This is a genomic window from Corynebacterium tuscaniense DNF00037 (assembly GCF_000759055.1).
Classification (GTDB): Bacteria; Actinomycetota; Actinomycetes; order Mycobacteriales; family Mycobacteriaceae; genus Corynebacterium; species Corynebacterium tuscaniense.
Genome location: NZ_JRNG01000004.1, coordinates 41,865 through 60,415 on the forward strand (window position 1 = coordinate 41,865; position 18,551 = coordinate 60,415).

Genomic DNA, 18,551 nt, shown 5'->3' on the forward strand with positions numbered 1-18,551 from the left:
GTCGCCGGGCGGTGCGGGCCTTTGATGCGCCGGCGTTGATCGGTTTGTCCGGCGGCCCCGATTCGTTGGCGTTGGTGGCTGCGGCTGTTGCAGAGGGCAAGGATGCGCGGGCTGTTGTCGTTGATCATGGCTTGCAGGAAGGTTCCGTGGCGGTCGCACAGCGTGCCGCTGCGGTGGCGCAGCGGCTGGGAGTGCACGCTGAGGTGGTTAGCGTGGGGGTGGCTCCCACGCCGGGGGAGAGTGTAGAGGCGGTGGCGAGGGAGGCTCGTTACGCGGCTTTGTCTGCTGCCGCCCGCCGCGATGGCCGGGATATCTGGGTCGCTCACACTCGTGAGGACCAAGCCGAAACATTGCTGCTTGGGGCGCTGCGTGGGAACCCCGTGGGCATGTCTTCTGTCTCGTTTCTCGAAAATGGCCGGCGCCTGGCCCGCCCATTCCTCACCATCCGTCGCGCTGATACCGTTGGCGCGTGCGAGGAGCTTGAGCTCGACCCCTGGCACGACCCCATGAATGAGGATCTTGCTTATCGACGGGTCGCTGTCCGCCAGTCCATCATCCCAACTCTCGCAGACCTTATTGGTGGTGACGCCGTCCCAGCTCTTGCCCGAACTGCTGATCGCATCGCGGCTGATCAGGAATTGCTCGCTTCCTTGGTTAACCTCAGTCCCACGAACAATTGCGCCACTTTGGCCGCCGATCCCACGCCAATCCGCCAGCGTCGAATCATGGCCTGGCTGCGGGACGCTGGGGTAAACGTCGGCGGTGCGCCACTCGCCGCGATAGACCAGCTGTGTGTCAACTGGTGTGGTCAAGGGCCTGTGGCTATCGGTGGTGGGCTGCAGGTGGTTCGGAGGAGTGGGGAATTGATCGTCGAAAAGCGAGCGTGAGATTTTTGAGAATCAGTGGCACGCGGAGGCGAAAACTTTTAAAGTTGTTGACATGTCTCTAACATCTGAAACTGTCAACCCTGCTAATACATCTTCCCGCACGAACACTCCCGACTGGTTCGGCAGCATTGCTGCGCTCATCGGACGCCTTCTGTTCGGTGTCGTCCTCGTGGCGCACGGCTGGCAAAAGCTCACCGAATGGGGCCCGAGCGGAACCGCCGCGGCATTCGAAAGCATGGGTGTCCCCCTGCCAGCAGTGTCCGCCCAGATTGCCACGTGGGCTGAACTTGGCGGCGGCGTGCTGATCATCCTTGGTCTGTTCGTCCGCTTCGTCGGTCCGCTGATCGCTCTCATCATGGCTGGCGCCGTGTACTTTGCTGGCCCGACCGGCGTGTTTGTTAGCAACGGTGGCTGGGAACTTGAAGCTGTCATCGCTGCCGCCGGACTCTTCCTCGCTGCAGCTGGTGCTGGTGTACTGAGTCTCGACCGCGTGATCACCAATGCCCGAAATGGGCGAAAGGACGCAACCGCTGCTTCGGTTTAGGCCTTTGCCTATTCCGCCTCAAGCTCAGATTCCAGGCGGAAGGACCAAGCCTTGCTAAAGGACCCCTCCTCGTTGTAGCGGGTGGCCGCGCCGATGAGGAGGTTCGCATTGTTGAACTGGGCCGGGGTCTTAATGCAGTGATTAATCGGGATGTCTTCGTGCTCGTTGAATTCCTTCTTCTCCACGTCAAAGTTGATCGGGACAACGGCGCCCGTTGGCATGATGAGGGCGAGACCAGGGAAATCGAACCGAAGAGTATCTTCGGTGAATTCACCGGTGTTGTACGTTCCATCCACGCAGACCGAGTACGTGGTCTTCCCGTCGGGGGTAACGTTGACTTCATTAATAGTCAGCGTGGCCCCGATGAGCCCATGAGAATCAATCTCTTGCTTCGTGCCTAACGGTGCCGCATCCCCAATCAGATCAACATAAGCCCCACCTGCAACGGATTCCGTCTTCGGAGCAGGGTCCGTGTACGACAAATCGCCCTTGCCATTCCGATACTGCGCCACGAGGTTATTCAATTGAACCGCCATCGGGTACAGGGTTTCACACGGGGCGTTCCCGCTTAGCTGAATCTCGGCAAGCTCAGGTGTTTCGCTTTCCATCACGCATTTGGCTTCTTCCGGGTTGTACTCGGCGGACTGGAGCCACCCGGTGAGGCCCTCGGGCGCTGCTTCCGTGTTGGTTTCCAGAGAGGAGCGGCCAATGAGCAGCCCCTGTGACACATCGCCTTCCTCGGTTTCATAGAAGCCGATGCAGCCTCCTCTTCCACCATTAAGCAGATCCTTCCATCCCGCTGCGGTGAAGAACTCATCTCCAAGATCGCAACTGGTCAACTGGTCGTCGACGAAGGCTGCCTTCACTTTCTCAGGGTCGGCGACCTTCTGGCTGCCACCGGAGAGGAATACAAACAATGCCGCGGCCACAGCGATGATCGCCAGAACAGCAACCACAAGCCCGATGATGAGACCACGAGAAGATTTCTTCGGCTGCTGGTAAGGCTGATGTGGAGGCTGCTGTTGTTGCGGCTGCCACTGCCCTCCTGGCTGTGAGGCGTAGGGGTTCGAGTTATTCATGTGCCATGCTCCTTCGATTCTGCACTAAGGGATCTGCGTGGTGTGCTCGCAGTCATCTGTGCAGGATATAAAAGTTTCCGGCACCGTTTGAAGAGTTAACCCCCAACAAACTCGCCACACCAAAAAGTGATGCCGGTGACCGAGTTTAACCCACGGCTGAACGCTCCCGGAAGCGGTAGGAGGAGCGAGTGGACTAGCTATGTTCGCATAGCCTAGAGGGACACCCGGCTTCGCGCCGGGGATTAGGCGGAGACTGGAGCGCAACTCTGTCGCCGTCCGCTCCCTCAACACGGAAGGCCCAAGCCTTACTAAAGGTCCCTTTTTCGTTCTTGCTTGTCGTTGCTCCAATGAGCATGTCCGCGTAGCGGTACATGTTCGGGAAGTCTATGCACTGGCTGAGGTGGATATCCTCGTATTCCCTGAACTGCTTGTATTGCCTCGTGTGGGGGATGAACTGGCTCTCCCCCGATGGCTTGATGATGAATAGGTTAGGGAGTTCGAACGAGTTTGAACTGTCGGTAAACTTTCCGGGATTGAAAGTGGCATCCACGCAGAGTGCGGTCAAGAGCTTCTGGCCACGAGTCATTCGCACATCATCGATGGTCAGCGTAGCCCCTTCGGTCCCAAAAGGATCAATCTCTTGCTTGGTCCCCACCGGCGCTGCATCCCCAATCATCTGTGCATAGGCACCACCCGCGATGGGTTGCTTCTTCGGGGCAGGGTCCATGTAGGTCAGATCGCCCTTGCCATTGCGATACTGCGCCACGAGGTTATTCAACTGAACAGCCATCGGATACAGCGTTTCACAGGTTGCCTTCACTATGAGATGAACATCGGAGAGCTCCGGGGTATCGCTTTCCATCACGCATCTAGCATCCTCAGGCGTGTAGTCGATGGACTGCTTCCACCCCGTAATGCCCTCGGGCGCGGGTTCCATCATGATGATGTTCTGGTCTTGATTTACGATCAAAATAGACTGCTTGATTTCTCCTTCCTCGATGTCGTAGTAACCGAAGCACCCCTCATCCCCCGCATTTGTAACATCCTTCCAGCCTGCGTCAGTGAAGAAACTAAGTCCAAGATCACAGCTTCTTAATGTGCCACCGGCGAAGGCTGCTTCAACTTTCTTCGGGTTGGCCACCGTTGTATTGCTGCTCCCGGTGAGGGAGACGAACAAAACTCCAAACAACGCGATGATCACCGTGATTGCAAGAACAATCCCGATAATGAGCCCATTCTGGGATTTGTTCGAGTGCATGTGGGGCGGTTGGAAGTACTGCTGCGGATGTGGCTGATATGTCTGGTACAGCTGCTGTGGATGCTGCTGTGGATACGGCTGGTATGGCTGCTGCTGTGGATGCGGTTGCCAGTGCCCATTGGGGTGTGGAGCGTAAGGGTTTGGGATGCTCATATGCCCTGTTCCTTCGGTTCAGCAATCAGGCGGCCGCGCAGTGTGACCACGATTATCTCGGCGAACCTAAATAATTATCAGGAAACGTGTTCGAGGGCCAGAGGGGAAAGATTATCAACCTGGGAACAACCTTCTTGAGGTGTATTCGCAGGGGAGTTTACGCAGGTGAACGCCTTAATTATGGGAAACTATGGTCGCTGTTTGTGTCATCAACGTGGAAAATGGTTGATCAATATGGGGTCAAGGTCCCCCCGCTTGTGGGAGGAAGGAGTGGGGGGATCGTCGATAAGCAATCTTCTGGCAAAATAGCCGTATGGCTGAAGGAACGAAGCTGCGCGATCACAAAGACTTCCAGGTCCCAGCACACCGCTACGGCAACGACGTCGAAGCGATACTGATCCCGGAAAATGAACTGCAAGAGCGAATCCGCGAAATGGCGGACAAAGTCTCCGAACAGTATAAAGATGCTGCAGAAGACCTCATTTTGGTCTGCGTCCTCAAAGGCGCGGTGTACTTCCTCACCGACTTCGCACGCGCACTGTCTATCCCTTCCCAAGTGGAATTCATGGCAGTGTCCTCCTACGGCAACTCGACTACTAGCTCCGGTGTCGTCCGCATCATGAAGGACCTGGACAAGGAAATCTCCGGCCGCGACGTGCTCGTCGTCGAAGACATCATTGACTCCGGCCTCACCCTCTCCTGGCTGCTGAAAAACCTCAAAGGCCGCCAACCCAAAAGCCTCAACGTGATCACTCTCCTGCGCAAACCAGAAGTCCAAAGCGCACAGATCGATCTTTTCGACGTCGGCTTTGACATCCCCAACGAATTTGTCATCGGATACGGCTTGGACTACGCCGAGCGTTACCGCGACTTGCCCTACATTGGCACCCTTCATCCGCGCGTTTACTCCGATGAAGAGCCGGTGCCGTCACGCGAGGAAGGGCCGGAGGCCGTGGAGATCTAGGCCTCGCGCCTTTTTCGTGGGAAATCGAGGGTTTTCTCCGAAGGCCCTAACCGAAGGCTGGCGCCATGCCCCGCACAAGCCGGCCAGCCCCCAGTCTCCAAAAGTGGGAATGCTTCGGGCGATGGGTAGGCTGTAAGCGTTATTGACCCCTAATTAATCCCTACGCTTAAGAACGCACGAAGGCTAGATGAAAAACAAGACCAACAAAAACGTTGTGCGCTACGGCATTTTCGCTGCCGTTGTCCTCATCCTGCTGTATTTGACCACGCTGATCGGGGATCCGTCGCGCAATTACACAGAGGTGGAAACTTCGGTCGCGATTGAGCAGCTGAACACGAAGAACGTGAAGGAAGCTCAGATTGATGACCGGGAGCAGCGCGTCCGCTTGACCCTGCGCGAACCGATCACGGTGGAGGAGCGTGAGGGAATTGAGGAGATTCAGGCTCAGTACCCGGCCCGCACGACACCGGACATTTTCAATGCGGTGAAGGGTGCGGAGACTGATAAGTACACCACGAATGTGACGCAGGAGTCTTTCCTGATGTCCATGCTCGGCTTTATGTTGCCGATGCTGCTGGTCTTTGGCCTCATCTTCTTCTTCATGTACCGGATGCAGGCCGGTGGCGGCATGTTCGGCATTGGTGGGTCGCGGGCGAAGCAGCTGACCAAGGATATGCCGACGAATACGTTCGCGGATGTTGCCGGCGCCGATGAGGCAGTGGATGAACTGCAGGAGATTAAGGATTTCTTGCAGGACCCGGAGATCTACGAGAAGTTGGGTGCGAAGATCCCGCGCGGTGTGCTGCTATACGGCCCACCCGGAACAGGTAAGACGCTGCTGGCCCGCGCCGTTGCGGGCGAGGCAGGTGTGCCGTTCTATTCCATCTCGGGTTCGGACTTCGTGGAAATGTTCGTCGGCGTCGGCGCCTCCCGCGTCCGTGATCTGTTCAAACAGGCGCGCGAGAACAGTCCGTGCATCATTTTCGTCGATGAGATTGATGCGGTGGGCCGCCAGCGTGGCTCCGGCACCGGCGGCGGCCATGATGAGCGTGAGCAGACTCTTAACCAGTTGCTCGTGGAGATGGATGGTTTCGGTGACCGCGAAGGCGTGATCCTCATCGCGGCGACGAACCGCCCGGACATTCTTGATCCGGCGTTGCTGCGACCGGGCCGCTTTGACCGTCAGATCCCGGTGACCAACCCGGACCTGGCTGGCCGCGAGAAGATCCTGGCTGTTCATGCGAAAAACAAGCCGCTGGGCCCGGATGCGGACCTGAAGTCCCTGGCCAAGCGTACCGCCGGCATGTCGGGTGCGGATCTGGCCAATGTTCTCAACGAGGCCGCGCTGCTCACCGCCCGCATCGGTGGCAATGTGATCACGGCGGATGCGCTGGAGGAGGCGACGGACCGTGTGATTGGTGGCCCACGCCGTTCGTCGAAGGTGATCTCCGAGAAGGAGAAGAAAGTCACGGCCTACCACGAGGGTGGGCACACACTCGCTGCGTGGGCGCTGAAGGATATTGAGCGCGTATATAAGGTCACCATCCTCGCCCGCGGTCGTACCGGCGGCCACGCGATGACGGCCCCCGAGGATGACAAGGGCATGTACAACCGCGATGAGCTTTTCGCCCGCCTTGTCTTCGCCATGGGTGGTCGCGCAGCGGAGGAGCTCGTGTTCGGCGAGCCCACCACCGGCGCATCCGCGGATATTGAGCAGGCCACGAAGATCGCCCGCGCGATGGTGATGGAGTACGGCATGTCGTCCACGCTCGGCACCGTCAAGTACGGCGATGAGGCCGGCGACCCGTTCGCCCGCGCGATGGGTGGCGGTGTGCTGGAGTATTCGCCCGCGATCGCCGAGGTCATTGACCGTGAGGTGCATGAGCTTATCGACGTCGCACACACCCGCGCTTACTCCATCCTCGAAGAACACCGCGACTACCTAGATACTCTTGCTTCTAAACTGCTGGAGAAAGAGACGTTGCGCCGTGGTGATCTGGAAGCCATCTTTGACGGCATTGAGCCACTGGGCTCTGGTCTCCCGTTGGTGGATTCGCGCTTTGGCCGTCAGGTTGGCCGCGAGCCGGTGAAGACCCCGGTTGAACTCGCCGAGGAACGAGGCGAGGAACCGCCGAAGAAGTTCTCCCTGCTGGAGGCATCGCAGAAGGCGAGGGCCCGCCGTCAAGCTGAACGTGAAGCGCAGGCTGGGCCGTATGCTGGCCCCAATAATCCAGGTCCCCGTGGCCCGCAGCCGCGTTATGGCGGCCCCCAGCCCCCCGCCGACTGGTCTTTCCCCGGAGACAAACGCCCGCAGCAGCCGTACTCGGGCACTCAGTCTTACCCTGTTGGGCCTAACGCTTACCCTGTTGGGCCTAACGGCCCAACAGGACCAACAGGACCAACAGGACCAACACGCCCAACAGGACCACAAGGCCCAGCTGACGATGCGGATACCGAGGTGATTGGCTTCCGCCTGCCGGAGAATGAGCAGCCAGACCACATCTGGGACGACAAGGACCAGAAGGAAACTAAAAGCACTGAGAACACCGACAGTGACGCTGCTCCTCGCTACCATAAGCCAGAGGATAAGAACCATGACTGATCCCTTGAACGCTGAGCAGAACCCTGTGTTCGACCGGGCGCGGGCCGAGGCTGCGGTGCGTGAACTGCTGCTCGCGGTGGGGGAAAACCCGGACCGTGAGGGGCTGTTGGAAACACCGGCGCGGGTGGCGCGGGCGTATGAGGAAGTCTTTGCGGGCTTGCATACGGATCCGACGACGGTGCTGGAAAAGACCTTCGCGGAAAACCACGAGGAACTGGTGTTGGTGCGGGATGTGCCGATCTACTCCACGTGTGAACACCACCTGGTGCCGTTTTATGGGGTTGCGCACATCGGCTACATCCCGGGTGAGGACGGGCATGTGACGGGCTTGTCCAAGCTGGCGCGCCTGGCGGATATGTATGCCAAGCGGCCGCAGGTGCAGGAGAGGTTGACTAGTCAGATTGCGGATGCGCTCGTCGATAAGCTGAATGCGCAATCGGTGATCGTGGTGATCGAATGTGAACACCTGTGCATGGCCATGCGTGGCATTCGGAAGCCAGGCGCCACGACCACGACGTCGGCGGTGCGCGGTGGTTTCAAACGCAATGCGGCGTCGCGTGCTGAAGTGTTGAGCCTGATCAGAGGGTAATGATGGTTAGTGTTGCAGATTTGACCACGCCGGGCCGCACGATGGTCATGGGCATTGTCAACGTCACGGAGGATAGCTTTTCCGACGGCGGGAAGTGGCTCGACCGTGACCGTGCGATTGCACACGCGAAGGAGCTGGTGGCCCAGGGCGCGGACATGATTGATGTCGGTGCAGAATCCACCCGACCGGGGGCGACTCGCGTGCCTGCAGATGTGGAAGCCGAGCGCATCCGGCCGGTGATTGCAGCGCTAAATGAGGAGGGAATCCGCACATCCGTGGACACGATGCGCGCGTCGACGGCGCTTGCGGCGGCGGAGTCCGGGGTCGACATGATCAACGACGTTTCCGGTGGCCTGGCCGATCCGGACATGTACCGCGTCATGGCGGAGACCGCTCTGCCGGTGTGCCTCATGCACTGGCGCACGGTGAATAATGCGGACTTTGTCAACGCGTCGGGCAGTGCCGACCACGGTGGGAATGTGGTGGCTGATGTGCACGAGACTCTGAAGCGCCTCACCGACAACGCCCTCGCCGCTGGGGTGGAGCACTCCCAGATCGTGCTCGACCCGGGCTTGGGCTTTGCCAAAACGGCGGCGGATAACTGGGCGCTGCTGCACGCGCTGCCGGAGTTCATTGCCGGTGACCTGCCGGTTCTCGTAGGGGCGTCGCGCAAGCGCTTCCTTACGGAGATCCGCGCGAACCGTGGGCTGGAGGCGAATCCTTCGCTGGCTGATCCCGCGACGGCCGCAGTCACCGCGATCAGTGCGCACCTCGGCGCGTGGGGTGTGCGCGTGCACGAGGTCGACGTTTCGCGCGACGCGGTCGATGTTGCCGCTGCATGGCAAGGAGGTGCCCGTGGCTGACCGCATCCAACTCACCGGCATCAAAGTCCACGGCCGACACGGTGTGCTGCCACACGAGGCGGAATTTGGGCAGCCATTCCTACTGGACATCACGTGCTGGCTCGACTTCGCCGACGCGGCGCGCACGGATGACCTGACCAAAACCATCAACTACGCTGAGCTCGCCGCCAGCGCGGTCCGGATCGCGGAGGGCACGCGCCGCGAACTCATCGAGACGGTGGCCACGGAGATCGCCGACGATGCGCTCGCGCGCTATGAGCAGCTCCACGCCATCGAGGTCACCGTGCACAAGCCGCACGCACCGGTCGGCCTGCTTATTAGCGACGTTGCTGTCACCGCCCGCCGCTCCCGCAAAACCCGAACCCTGCACGGCCGGGAGGATTAAACCCATGCGTGCTGTGCTGTCCACCGGTTCCAACATGGAAGATTCCCGCGCGCACCTGGCTAGCGTGGCGCGCTCCTTCGCTGCTGAACTTGTTGCTGCCTCGCAGGTATACCGCACTGCGCCGTGGGGCGGGGTGGAACAGGATGATTTCTTGAATCAGACGCTCATCGTGGACGTTGACTGCACACCGCATGAGCTGCTGGCGCGCTGCCAGGCCGTCGAGAATGCGGCGCATCGCGTGCGTGATGTGCGGTGGGGTCCGCGCACGCTGGATGTGGACATCATTGCGCTTTTCGACGACGCGGGGCACGAAATTCTCATATCCACCACCGACCTCACCGTCCCACACCCGCGGGCGCATCAGCGCGCCTTCGTCCTGGTGCCCTGGTTGGAGCTTGACGAGGACGCCACCATGGGTGGTCAGCGTGTGGAGTTGCTTCTGCGCGCTCTCCCCGACACCCCCGACAACCAAGTGAATCCCGCATGACCCGCACCAACACGGCCGAACTTGTTGCTGTTGCTGGCTTCTTCGCCGCGGCGGCGCTCATTCTCGTGCGCCGGTTCTACGGTGCGTGGCAAACCATTTCCCCGCTATGGTCACTGCCGCTGTGGGGTATCGCCGTGCTGTGCGTTTTCCTCACTGTCATGGTGCGCCGCCGGCGTGAGGAAGGGCGCGTGGGTTTGGATCGCTCGCAGATGAATCCGATGATGGTGGCTAACTTCATGGTCGTGGGTAAGTCTGGCGCGTGGGCTGGCGCTGTTGCTGGTGGTTGGTTCCTCGGCTTAGCGGTGTGGGTCGTGCCTCGCGTGCACATGTTGGCGGCTGCTGAGGCGGATCTGCCTGGTGTATTGGCGGGCACACTCGGCGGAGTGGCACTTGCCGTAGCCGGGCTAATTCTTGAGCGGTCATGTGAAGTGTCGCCACCAACTGAGGGTGATCTCGCAGGATAAGGTAGGCACCATGACTGGTGAGGACCGATCCCGCGACGGCGGTAATTTCTGGATGGTTGTGCTGACCGCCCTCGCACTTGTTGCGACTGTGATCATGCTTTTCAGCGACTCATCCGCATGGTTGCAGATCGCTCTCCTCGCCTCCTTGTGGGCCACGATCATCGGATTCTTGCTCGTAACCCGTGCGCGCAAAGACCGTGACCAGGCCGAAGCAGTCCTCGCCGTCCGCGAACGTGAACACGATGCCGAGCTGGAAGCTCTCCGCGCCCGCAATGAAGCCGACCGCGCTGCCGATGGTTTAGCGCCGACCGCTGAAGCAGAGGTACTACGCGAAATCCGCGAGGAACTCGCCGCCCTCCGCGCCCAACTTGAGGAACTTTCCGGCCGCGAATTTGGTTATGAGCCCGCCGCCCTCCAGGCCGAAGCCCGTCGCATTCGTGAGATTGAGGCACGTGCACAACAGTCCGAGCCAACACCTGTTGCTGAGCCCGCGCAACCTGCTGAGCCCACGCAACCTGCTGAGCCCGCGCAGTCTGCTGAGCCCGCACCACAGAAGTCCGAATCCGCCGAGGACACCGCCCCCATTGCCCCGGTCCGTGACCAAGATGAAAATGAGGCGATCAATGCGCTTTCCCACCCAGCGCAGCAGGCAACCTCGCACATCAGTGGCGCACCGTCGTTTGATGCTGTCGTAGGGCGTGTCGGGTCCCACCAGGGGCCGGAGGTCCGCAACCCGTTGACGGACTTGATCCGCGAGCGTCAAGCAGAGCGCGAACGCGAAGAGCAGGAAGCTCGGGAACGTGAGGAACGCGAGGCCCGCCAACGCGCAGCTCGGGAACGCGCAGAACGCGCAGCGCGGGAACGTGCAGCCCGTGAAGCTCGTGAACGTGCCCAGCAGGAGGCGCGGGAACGCGCAGAACGTGAAGCCCGTGAGCGCGCAGAACGCGAAGCCCGTGAGCGCGCAGAACGTGAAGCCCGGGAACGCGCAGAACGCGAAGCCCGCGAGCGCGCAGAACGCGAGCAGCCCGCGCAGGCAGTCCAGGCTGAGCCAGCCGAGCAAGCGGCGGCGGAGGAGGCGCACCATGGGCGTCGTCGTGCAGATGCTCACCGTGAGGGCGCACTGACGGTGGCGGAGATCCTCGCGCGTGGCCAGAAGAATTAGGGGAGCACGATGACGCAGCCGCGCTTGACTGTCGGGGTGCTCGGGGACCGTGAAACTGTTGAGCTATTTGAACGTGCTGGTCACACCGCGCGTCAGATCAACGGCGACGGGGATCACTTGGACGTGGACATGATTGTCCTGGATGCGCCGGGGGTTCCGCTTGATGTGATGGTGGACCAGTGGCTGGGGCAGGTCCGTCGTGGGCAGCTGGTCATGCACACGTCGTTGGAGTATGGCGTGCAGGTGCTGGACCCGCTGGAAGTGCAAGGCGCGATTGTGATGGCGGCGCACCGGGTGTGGAAGGACTTTTGGGTCGCCTCCGCTGCCGATGAGGTTGGGGAGTCAGTGCTCAGTTTGCTCATCCCGGAGATGGGCGGCAACCTCACCATGATTGAGGATTCGCAGCGCCCAGCCATCATGGCGGGTAAAAGGATGCTCAAGCTTGTCGACGTCGCCCGCCAAGACGCTTTCACACTCCTTACCCAGGCAGTTCCTGCGATTGAGTTGGGGCTCGACGAGTGCTGGTCACTGCCTGGGGAAGGGCAAAACCTGCAGGTGGATGTGCCACATCTTGAACAGATGTACCACACCATCGAGGACCCGAGTATTGGAAGATTGTTTGTGGAGCTGGTGCGCAGACAAGCATCGCGCACCGGGGCGGCGGCCGTGGAGTTGTGGGCGATGGGGAAGAACGCGTTGTAGGGCCGTACCCTTGCGGGTATGACGTTTACTCCGGGGAATGCGGTGGTCGTGACTGACATCGCGCAGTTTGCTACGTACGGCCGGGCGTTCCGCAAGACCGGCAAGAGGGTTGTGTTGGTGCCGCTCGGCACCGGCATTCATGCTGGTCATATCGCGTTGATTCGCGCGGCGAAGTCGCTACTGGGCAGCATTGTCATGGTCACGTTTTCCGGCGAGGAGGTCCCGGAGGACTTCGCGCGTGAGGGTGTGGACGTGGTCTTCCACGGCGTCTTCAACCCGCCGGTGCGCATCCGCCCACAGATGGATCACCTGGAGGATCCGGAGGTGATCAGTGCGAGTATCACGCGCACAATTGCCGCGATCAATGCCGCACACGCCAGTGATGTTGTGGTGGGGGAGAAGGATTTTGAGGAGCTCGTCGCGCTGCAGCAGGCAGTCAGCGCGCTCAACATGGAAGTGCAGCTGCATAGCTTGCCGACGATCCGCGCAACCGGCGGCGTTGCCATGTCCCTTCGCAATGACCGCGTCCCGGACGACATGCAGGATGCAGCCTTGGCGCTGTCGGCAGCACTGACCGCTGGCGCACACGTGGCGGAGCGTGGCGTCGATAAGATTCTGGAGACCGTACGCGGCGTCCTCGAAGCTGGCGGCGTCACCCCCGATTACGTAGAGGTACGTAACCTGGGCTTCGGACCGGCACCGGAGACAGGTGACGCGCGCCTGCTCGCCGCCGCGACTTTCGGCCCTGTGCGGCTCATTGACAGCGTGGGCGTGCCCGTCGGCATCGGCTTCAAGAATATGGGTGAGGAGCCCGGCGCTTAAGTCGTCTCGTTTTCGCCGCCGGAAGAATCACCTGCGAACAAAACGAACTCGTCGCAGGTCACCCTTGGTCACACCCTCCGGCTGAAGTTGCCGCCGGTGACGGTGGACGTCGTGCCTTCATAATCCAGGTCGTCGATCTCCAACGTGTCACCGAGTTCCTGAGACTCATCCTTCGCCTGCTTGTACGCCGGCATCACCAGGGATTGTGGCTCCCCCAGTCGTAGGAACTTAGGTTCTGCTGCGTCATAGTGTGCTCCTAAATCCGCTCAATAATGGCGGTTTTGCAATAGTTCTCGTAGTAGTTCTTGCAGGATTCATGTGTTAAGACTGAAAGCACTTCGCTATCATTCGCTCTAGACTGCGGAGTCCCGACGGGCCGCGCCGGGATGTGAGAAAGGACATAGTTAAAAGAGATGGCACACTACGACCTCTACAACTCGCTCGGGCTCGACCGTTCGGCAGACCCCGCCACCTTGGCCCAGGAGCTGGATAATCGCATCAACTCCGGCATTGCCACCAACCCGGGCGGCATTGAGGAGCTGCGTATCGCCCGCGACATTCTCGGTGATCCGCAGCGTCGCAGCCTCTATGATCAGAAGCTTAACGACGTCAACGCACCAGAAATCAACATCGCCGCCCTCCGCGACCTCGCTCAGGCCAACTTTGGGGGAGCCCCGGCTGGTGCTGCTGCCAGTGCTGGTGCTGCTGCTAGTGCTGCTGGCGCGCAGGGGCTGCTAGGTCAGCAAGGTCAGCCGAGTCAGCCGCAGGGCGAGCATGGGCCGAGTGCCTTTGACAAGGGCCGCGAGACCTTCACTGAGTACTCCAAGATGGCGCAGGATCGTCTGAACCCGGCGATGGAGAAGACTAAGTCGGAGATTGCCCGTTCCTCCAAGGGCGTCATCCTTGGGACCGCAGTGGCTACTGCGTTGGTCATGCTGCTCATCTGGGGTCTGGTTGCCGGTATCGGTGGTGGAGACCGTAACGCCTCGAAGGCACAGAAGTTGACGAATGAGTTCCTTGAGCTACGCACAAATGATGAGACTGAACGTTGGCTCATTGACAACGCCTTGAGCGATTTGCGCAGTGCCATTCTTGATGGGCTTAAGGTCAATGACGGCTACTCTGGCGTGGACAACTACTTCAAGGCATCTGACCCGCAGGCTGGCGAGGTTATGGATGTCAAGGATTTCTCTCGCTTCTTCGCCAAGACGGATGATGAGTCTTATGAGCGACAGCTGAAGGATGTGCTGGGAGCCGATGCATTCTACTTTGTGGAGGTTCGTAACAAGAACGGTTCTTCCACCGGCGGTGCCACTTACGTGGTGATTCAGGATGGTAAGGCCCGCCTTCTAGGTTTTGAATACTCGGATGATGACGTTAGCGATATCTTCTCCGACTACAACTAGCAATACACGTCCCAGTTCTCATCGGCCCTCATCGAAAGCTTCACCATGGTTGATTCACAGCTTGCTCAGTTCCTGCACGAAAAATATGCGCTGACGGACTTGAAAGAAAAAGCGGCGACAGCGGATTCCACCGTCTACTTTGCTACGAACACGTGGGGTAACAGCACCGCTGAGGTGGAGCTGTTCAACGAAGTCATCGAGGGCGACCAGGCTACCGCCATCACCCAGCTCGCTTCCGGCTTGCGCTGGTTGGATGAGCCGACAGTGGTGTCTCTGCGTGATTGCGGTGTCACCGAGGACGGCACACTCTACGTGGTCCGTGATGAAGCAAAAGGCAACACGCTGCGCTCCATCATTGAGGGGCGCGTGAAGTGGGGCACCCCGTTCTCCGATTCTGAGGCGCATAGTCTGCTCGCACCGGTGGCTAGAGCGATTGATCACTACAACAATGCTGACCACGCTGAGCTTTTGGCACGGTCAATTGATGTGGATCATCTGCTGGTGCAGCATCACAATCCGTCGGCACCGGTGATGCTGGCATTGGTCGGCCCTACACCAGATGCCACGAGTACCCCGGCTAAAAACCGCCGTGCTTTCGCCGAGATTGTCTCCCAGCTGACCACCAAACCGGTGGATGAGGAGCTGTTGGAATCCACGGAGTCTGCCAGCGCCTACTTGGAGAAACTGGCCTTCCCCCACAAGGCTCAGCCCGAAGCAGAGGCCGACGACGCGACAGTGCAGTGGAGCCTGCCCGCCCAGCCGGTGGAGGAGCAGCGGGAGCGCCCGAAGCAGCACTTCCCGGATACCAGCCCGGGTTTCCCACCCGTGGAGCCGCACTACCAGCAGCCCTACGAGTACCCGGGCTACGCCCAGCCGGAGTTTTTCGAGCCACAGCCGCAAAAGAAATCTAAGGCCCTGACCTGGCTGCTCGTGTTCATGATCTTGTTGCTGCTCGGCGGTATCGGCGCTGGTGGCTGGTGGCTCTGGGATAACCAGGGTGAGGGTTGGAATGCCCAAGAGCAGGAGATGGCGGACACGTTCCCGCGGATCATTTCGGAGAAATCTGGTCAACGCGGCTGGTTGAACATGAAGTGTGAGTCCCAGACACCGGAGGATGGGCAGAAGGCCCGCATCCGCTGTTCGGACAAGGACCTTGGCGTGAGCATCATTGATTATGGTGATGAGCAGACGCGCGACGGCCTGCTGCCGGAGGGCGACACTGAGGTCATTGGTAATGAGAAGTGCTCTGCACGCTCCTACAAGATGGAAGACGTGACCCCGCCGGCTTACCGCATTGCTCCGGAAGGGGAGGACGCACAGTACCTGCTCGTGGTCAACGGTGCTGAAGCCGAAAGTAAGCGCATGTACCTCAACTTGTGTGAAAAGTCGCGTGGTTAATCTTCAACGTCGCGCTAACTATGTCGCCATCACTGCAGTAGTGATGGCGGGGGCGCTTTCTGGGTGCTCTGGGAACCTGGAGGAGGTGGAGGGGCCGGTGTTGGAAACGTTGGCGTCGAAAAGCGAAACGACGGCGACCACCACGCGCGCCGCTGACCGCCCGGTAGACCCGAAAGATTTTGAACGCGCCGGCATGAGTGTGTTCAGCTACCGCATTGGGGAACACTCTGGAGTGTGTGCGATCAGCCCGCACGGCGTGACCTGTCAAGGCCAAACCCCAAAGGACGCGCCGATGGTGACCGCTGTGCCACTGCCACCCCGCAAAGCTGACTCGATTTACGCAGGGGAAGACGGCATGCACTACACCGTGTTTGAGGGTGTTGGGCCGGCACAGGGCGAGTTGCTGCCTGGCCAGTCCATTCGTGTGAATGAGAATTTTTGCCACTACCCGGATGATGCGACGCTGCGCTGCACGTCCGGTGACGCGTTGAGCTACACCATCACAGACTCGGAGGGCGCCATCCACCCGAGTGGCCAGCTGGATGACCCGCCAGTGTGGACCCTGCCCGAGTATTGGTGAGCTCAACCGACTACGGTAGATAGCCGTGACTACCCAGGACCTTTCAGAGCAGCAACAGATCCGCCGCGCGAAGCGTGAGAAGCTTCTTAGCGAAGGGCATGAGCCGTACCCCGTCGTCGTGGACCGCACCACGTCGCTGAAGGATCTGCGCAACAAGTACCACGTTGTTACGGAAGATGCCCCCGAGCTTATCGACGGCGCGGTGGCCCTCCAGCCCGGCGAAGAAACCTCCGACGAGGTGGCTGTTGCCGGACGCATCATGTTCCAGCGCAACACCGGCAAGCTGTGCTTTGCCACCCTCCAGGAGGGGGATGGCACGCAGCTTCAGGTCATGTTGTCCCTGGCTGAGGTCGGTGAGGAAGCGCTGGCGGCGTGGAAGTCTGACACGGATCTGGGTGACATTGTGTCGGTGCGGGGGCGTGTGATTGCGTCGAAACGCGGTGAGCTTTCCGTCCTGGCGCAGTCCTGGCGTATGACGTCGAAGGCGCTGCGCCCGCTGCCGGTTGCGTTCGCTGACATGAATGAAGAGCAGCGGGTGCGCTACCGCTACACCGACCTGATCATGCGCGCCGATGCCCGCAAGAACGCGATGACCCGTATCAAAGCCATCGCCGCTGTGCGTAAATTCCTCACGGGTCGTGACTTCGTCGAGGTGGAAACCCCGATGCTGCAGACCTTGCACGGTGGTGCCGCGGCCCGCCCGTTTATCACTCGCTCCAACGCGCTAGATATGGACCTCTACCTGCGTATTGCGCCGGAGTTGTATCTCAAGCGCTGCATCGTCGGTGGCATTGAGCGTGTCTTCGAGCTCAACCGCAACTTCCGCAATGAGGGCATTGACTCCTCCCACTCGCCGGAGTTCACCATGCTGGAGACCTACCAGGCATGGGGTACGTACAAGGATGGCGCACAGACCATGAAAGACCTCGTGCAGTTCTGCGCGCAGGAAGTCTTCGGCTCCACCACCGTCACGCTTGCCGACGGCACTGAGTACGACCTCGGCGGCGAATGGAAAGTCATGGAAATGTACCCCTCCCTTAACGAGGCTCTGCAGCGTAAGTTCCCAGGCCAGCCCGAGGTCACCGTCGACTCCTCCGTGGAGGAACTGAAGGGCATTGCTGACGTCATTGGCCTGAAGGTGCCCAAGGACGAGGGCTGGCTCCACGGCAAACTCGTCGAGGAGATCTGGGAGCACCTTTGCTCCGACCAGCTCTACGAGCCGACTTTTGTGATCAACTTCCCGGTCGAGACCTCGCCCTTGACCCGCGACCACCGCGAACAGCGCGGTGTGACTGAGAAGTTCGACCTCTACGTCCGCGGCTTCGAGCTGGCCACCGGCTACTCCGAGCTTGTTGATCCCGTGATCCAACGTGAACGCTTCGAAGACCAGGCCCGCCTCGCCGCCCACGGCGATGACGAAGCCATGGTGCTTGATGAGGACTTCCTCGCCGCCATGGAACAGGGCATGCCGCCGACCGCTGGCTGTGGCATGGGCGTGGATCGCCTGCTCATGGCCCTGACCGGACTGGGGATCCGCGAGACTGTCCTCTTCCCGCTGGTACGCCCCGAGGCCTAAACCCATGCGTTCTCAGCGTCGCATTGGCCGAAAGATAGGCGGTGGCTTAGCTGCGCTCGCCATCACGGCTGGGCTTGTTGGTTGCTCCAGTGATGATCTGGACGAGGTGCAGATGACCATCGTGTCGTCCACGCCTGCGGAGACTTCGGCGTCTGAAACCACAACTCAAACCACCTCCGAAATGACTGCAGAAACGACTGCAGAAACCACTTCGCCGAAGAAGGACGTTGTGGGGGAAGATGTGGCGTCGATAAGCAAGCGCGACGGGTATTTTGTGCATGTCTCGCAGGGCGGACTAGAGAAGGAGGCATCATTTCCGGCGTGCGACGGGCGCAACATCCTGATTCTCATGTCTGTCATCGATGAACATGGTGCTGAAGCGACCTACAACGAACTCGCCCAAGCGGTACTCACTGGTGGCCCCGCCGATAAAAAATTCACGGTGCCGGGGAAGTGTGCCTCCCTGCGCAAAACCGTCAACGGGAACGTGATCTACCCCGTTTACCTCGACTTTGGTTCCGATGAAGCGGGGATGTGCGCGGCGAAAGCACGCTATGGTGGCAACGGCCGAACTCTGAACAACTCCGGCGATTTCCACGACCCCTGCTAAACCACCTGCTGGGGCAGCCA

The 18,551-nt window shown here is 60.2% G+C and carries 21 protein-coding genes; 18 read left to right on the forward strand and 3 right to left on the reverse strand.

Going from position 1 to position 18,551, the window contains the following annotated elements:
- Positions 1–11: 11 nt before the first annotated feature.
- Positions 12–887, forward strand: a complete 876-nt coding sequence (tilS, locus tag HMPREF2129_RS01505; RefSeq protein ID WP_232218065.1) for a tRNA lysidine(34) synthetase TilS — start codon at positions 12–14, stop codon at positions 885–887.
- A 52-nt stretch (positions 888–939) separates the two neighbouring features.
- Complete coding sequence (locus tag HMPREF2129_RS01510; RefSeq protein WP_084576413.1) at positions 940–1,431, forward strand: DoxX family protein; 492 nt, start codon at positions 940–942, stop codon at positions 1,429–1,431.
- 8 nt (positions 1,432–1,439) lie between these two features.
- On the opposite strand, the gene HMPREF2129_RS01515 is transcribed toward HMPREF2129_RS01510, so the two are convergent.
- Positions 1,440–2,510 (reverse strand): hypothetical protein, encoded by a 1,071-nt coding sequence (locus tag HMPREF2129_RS01515; protein ID WP_034662160.1) that lies wholly within the window; start codon positions 2,508–2,510, stop codon positions 1,440–1,442.
- Between the two features lie 193 nt (positions 2,511–2,703).
- A complete protein-coding gene (locus tag HMPREF2129_RS01520; protein ID WP_034662162.1) occupies positions 2,704–3,768 on the reverse strand; it encodes a hypothetical protein in 1,065 nt (354 codons plus the stop codon).
- 29 nt (positions 3,769–3,797) lie between these two features.
- Here HMPREF2129_RS01520 and HMPREF2129_RS01525 point away from each other — a divergent pair, with 29 nt between their 5' ends.
- The 11 genes from HMPREF2129_RS01525 to HMPREF2129_RS01580 all read left to right on the forward strand — a co-directional run bounded on the left by HMPREF2129_RS01525 (position 3,798) and on the right by HMPREF2129_RS01580 (position 12,961).
- The gene (locus tag HMPREF2129_RS01525; RefSeq protein ID WP_034662165.1) at positions 3,798–3,995 is read left to right on the forward strand and encodes a hypothetical protein; all 198 of its coding nucleotides are present in this window, start codon (positions 3,798–3,800) and stop codon (positions 3,993–3,995) included.
- 239 nt (positions 3,996–4,234) lie between these two features.
- Positions 4,235–4,885 (forward strand): hypoxanthine phosphoribosyltransferase, encoded by a 651-nt coding sequence (gene hpt / locus HMPREF2129_RS01530; protein WP_034662168.1) that lies wholly within the window; start codon positions 4,235–4,237, stop codon positions 4,883–4,885.
- Between the two features lie 187 nt (positions 4,886–5,072).
- Positions 5,073–7,487, forward strand: coding sequence for an ATP-dependent zinc metalloprotease FtsH (gene ftsH, locus HMPREF2129_RS01535; protein ID WP_052092514.1), 2,415 nt, complete (start codon positions 5,073–5,075; stop codon positions 7,485–7,487).
- Positions 7,480–8,076 (forward strand): GTP cyclohydrolase I FolE, encoded by a 597-nt coding sequence (folE, locus tag HMPREF2129_RS01540; protein ID WP_034662170.1) that lies wholly within the window; start codon positions 7,480–7,482, stop codon positions 8,074–8,076. The genes ftsH and folE overlap by 8 nt, the downstream gene beginning before the upstream one ends.
- 2 nt (positions 8,077–8,078) lie before the next feature.
- Complete coding sequence (gene folP / locus HMPREF2129_RS01545) at positions 8,079–8,939, forward strand: dihydropteroate synthase (RefSeq protein WP_034662347.1); 861 nt, start codon at positions 8,079–8,081, stop codon at positions 8,937–8,939.
- A complete protein-coding gene (folB, locus tag HMPREF2129_RS01550; protein ID WP_034662172.1) occupies positions 8,932–9,324 on the forward strand; it encodes a dihydroneopterin aldolase in 393 nt (130 codons plus the stop codon). The genes folP and folB overlap by 8 nt, the downstream gene beginning before the upstream one ends.
- 4 nt (positions 9,325–9,328) lie before the next feature.
- Positions 9,329–9,811: a 2-amino-4-hydroxy-6-hydroxymethyldihydropteridine diphosphokinase gene (gene folK, locus HMPREF2129_RS01555; RefSeq protein WP_034662174.1), complete on the forward strand. Its 483-nt coding sequence runs from the start codon at positions 9,329–9,331 to the stop codon at positions 9,809–9,811.
- Positions 9,808–10,275 carry a DUF3180 domain-containing protein gene (locus HMPREF2129_RS01560; protein ID WP_034662176.1) on the forward strand — a complete coding sequence of 156 codons (468 nt, stop codon included), beginning with the start codon at positions 9,808–9,810 and terminating at the stop codon, positions 10,273–10,275. Before folK ends, HMPREF2129_RS01560 begins: the two co-directional genes overlap by 4 nt.
- 10 nt (positions 10,276–10,285) lie before the next feature.
- On the forward strand, positions 10,286–11,437 hold the full coding sequence (locus HMPREF2129_RS10525; RefSeq protein WP_052092516.1) for a DUF6779 domain-containing protein: 1,152 nt from the start codon (positions 10,286–10,288) through the stop codon (positions 11,435–11,437).
- A 9-nt stretch (positions 11,438–11,446) separates the two neighbouring features.
- Entirely contained in the window at positions 11,447–12,139 is a 693-nt protein-coding gene (locus HMPREF2129_RS01575; protein WP_052092518.1) for a 6PGD fold domain-containing protein, read from the forward strand.
- 18 nt (positions 12,140–12,157) lie between these two features.
- On the forward strand, positions 12,158–12,961 hold the full coding sequence (locus HMPREF2129_RS01580; RefSeq protein ID WP_034662179.1) for a pantoate--beta-alanine ligase: 804 nt from the start codon (positions 12,158–12,160) through the stop codon (positions 12,959–12,961).
- 68 nt (positions 12,962–13,029) lie between these two features.
- Here the strand turns inward: HMPREF2129_RS01580 and HMPREF2129_RS11290 are convergent, their stop codons facing one another.
- Positions 13,030–13,155, reverse strand: coding sequence for a hypothetical protein (locus tag HMPREF2129_RS11290; RefSeq protein ID WP_269544819.1), 126 nt, complete (start codon positions 13,153–13,155; stop codon positions 13,030–13,032).
- Between the two features lie 219 nt (positions 13,156–13,374).
- On the opposite strand from HMPREF2129_RS11290, the gene HMPREF2129_RS01585 reads away from it, so the two are divergent.
- From HMPREF2129_RS01585 to HMPREF2129_RS10530, 5 genes are read left to right on the forward strand one after another with little or no spacing between them, the layout of a single operon-like run.
- Entirely contained in the window at positions 13,375–14,367 is a 993-nt protein-coding gene (locus HMPREF2129_RS01585; RefSeq protein WP_052092520.1) for a hypothetical protein, read from the forward strand.
- 45 nt (positions 14,368–14,412) lie between these two features.
- Positions 14,413–15,765 carry a hypothetical protein gene (locus HMPREF2129_RS01590; protein WP_034662182.1) on the forward strand — a complete coding sequence of 451 codons (1,353 nt, stop codon included), beginning with the start codon at positions 14,413–14,415 and terminating at the stop codon, positions 15,763–15,765.
- The gene (locus HMPREF2129_RS01595; RefSeq protein ID WP_034662184.1) at positions 15,758–16,345 is read left to right on the forward strand and encodes a hypothetical protein; all 588 of its coding nucleotides are present in this window, start codon (positions 15,758–15,760) and stop codon (positions 16,343–16,345) included. The genes HMPREF2129_RS01590 and HMPREF2129_RS01595 overlap by 8 nt, the downstream gene beginning before the upstream one ends.
- Positions 16,346–16,370: 25 nt before the next feature.
- Positions 16,371–17,921, forward strand: a complete 1,551-nt coding sequence (gene lysS / locus HMPREF2129_RS01600; protein ID WP_034662187.1) for a lysine--tRNA ligase — start codon at positions 16,371–16,373, stop codon at positions 17,919–17,921.
- 4 nt (positions 17,922–17,925) lie between these two features.
- The gene (locus HMPREF2129_RS10530; protein WP_052092523.1) at positions 17,926–18,531 is read left to right on the forward strand and encodes a hypothetical protein; all 606 of its coding nucleotides are present in this window, start codon (positions 17,926–17,928) and stop codon (positions 18,529–18,531) included.
- The last annotated feature ends 20 nt before the right edge of the window (positions 18,532–18,551 follow it).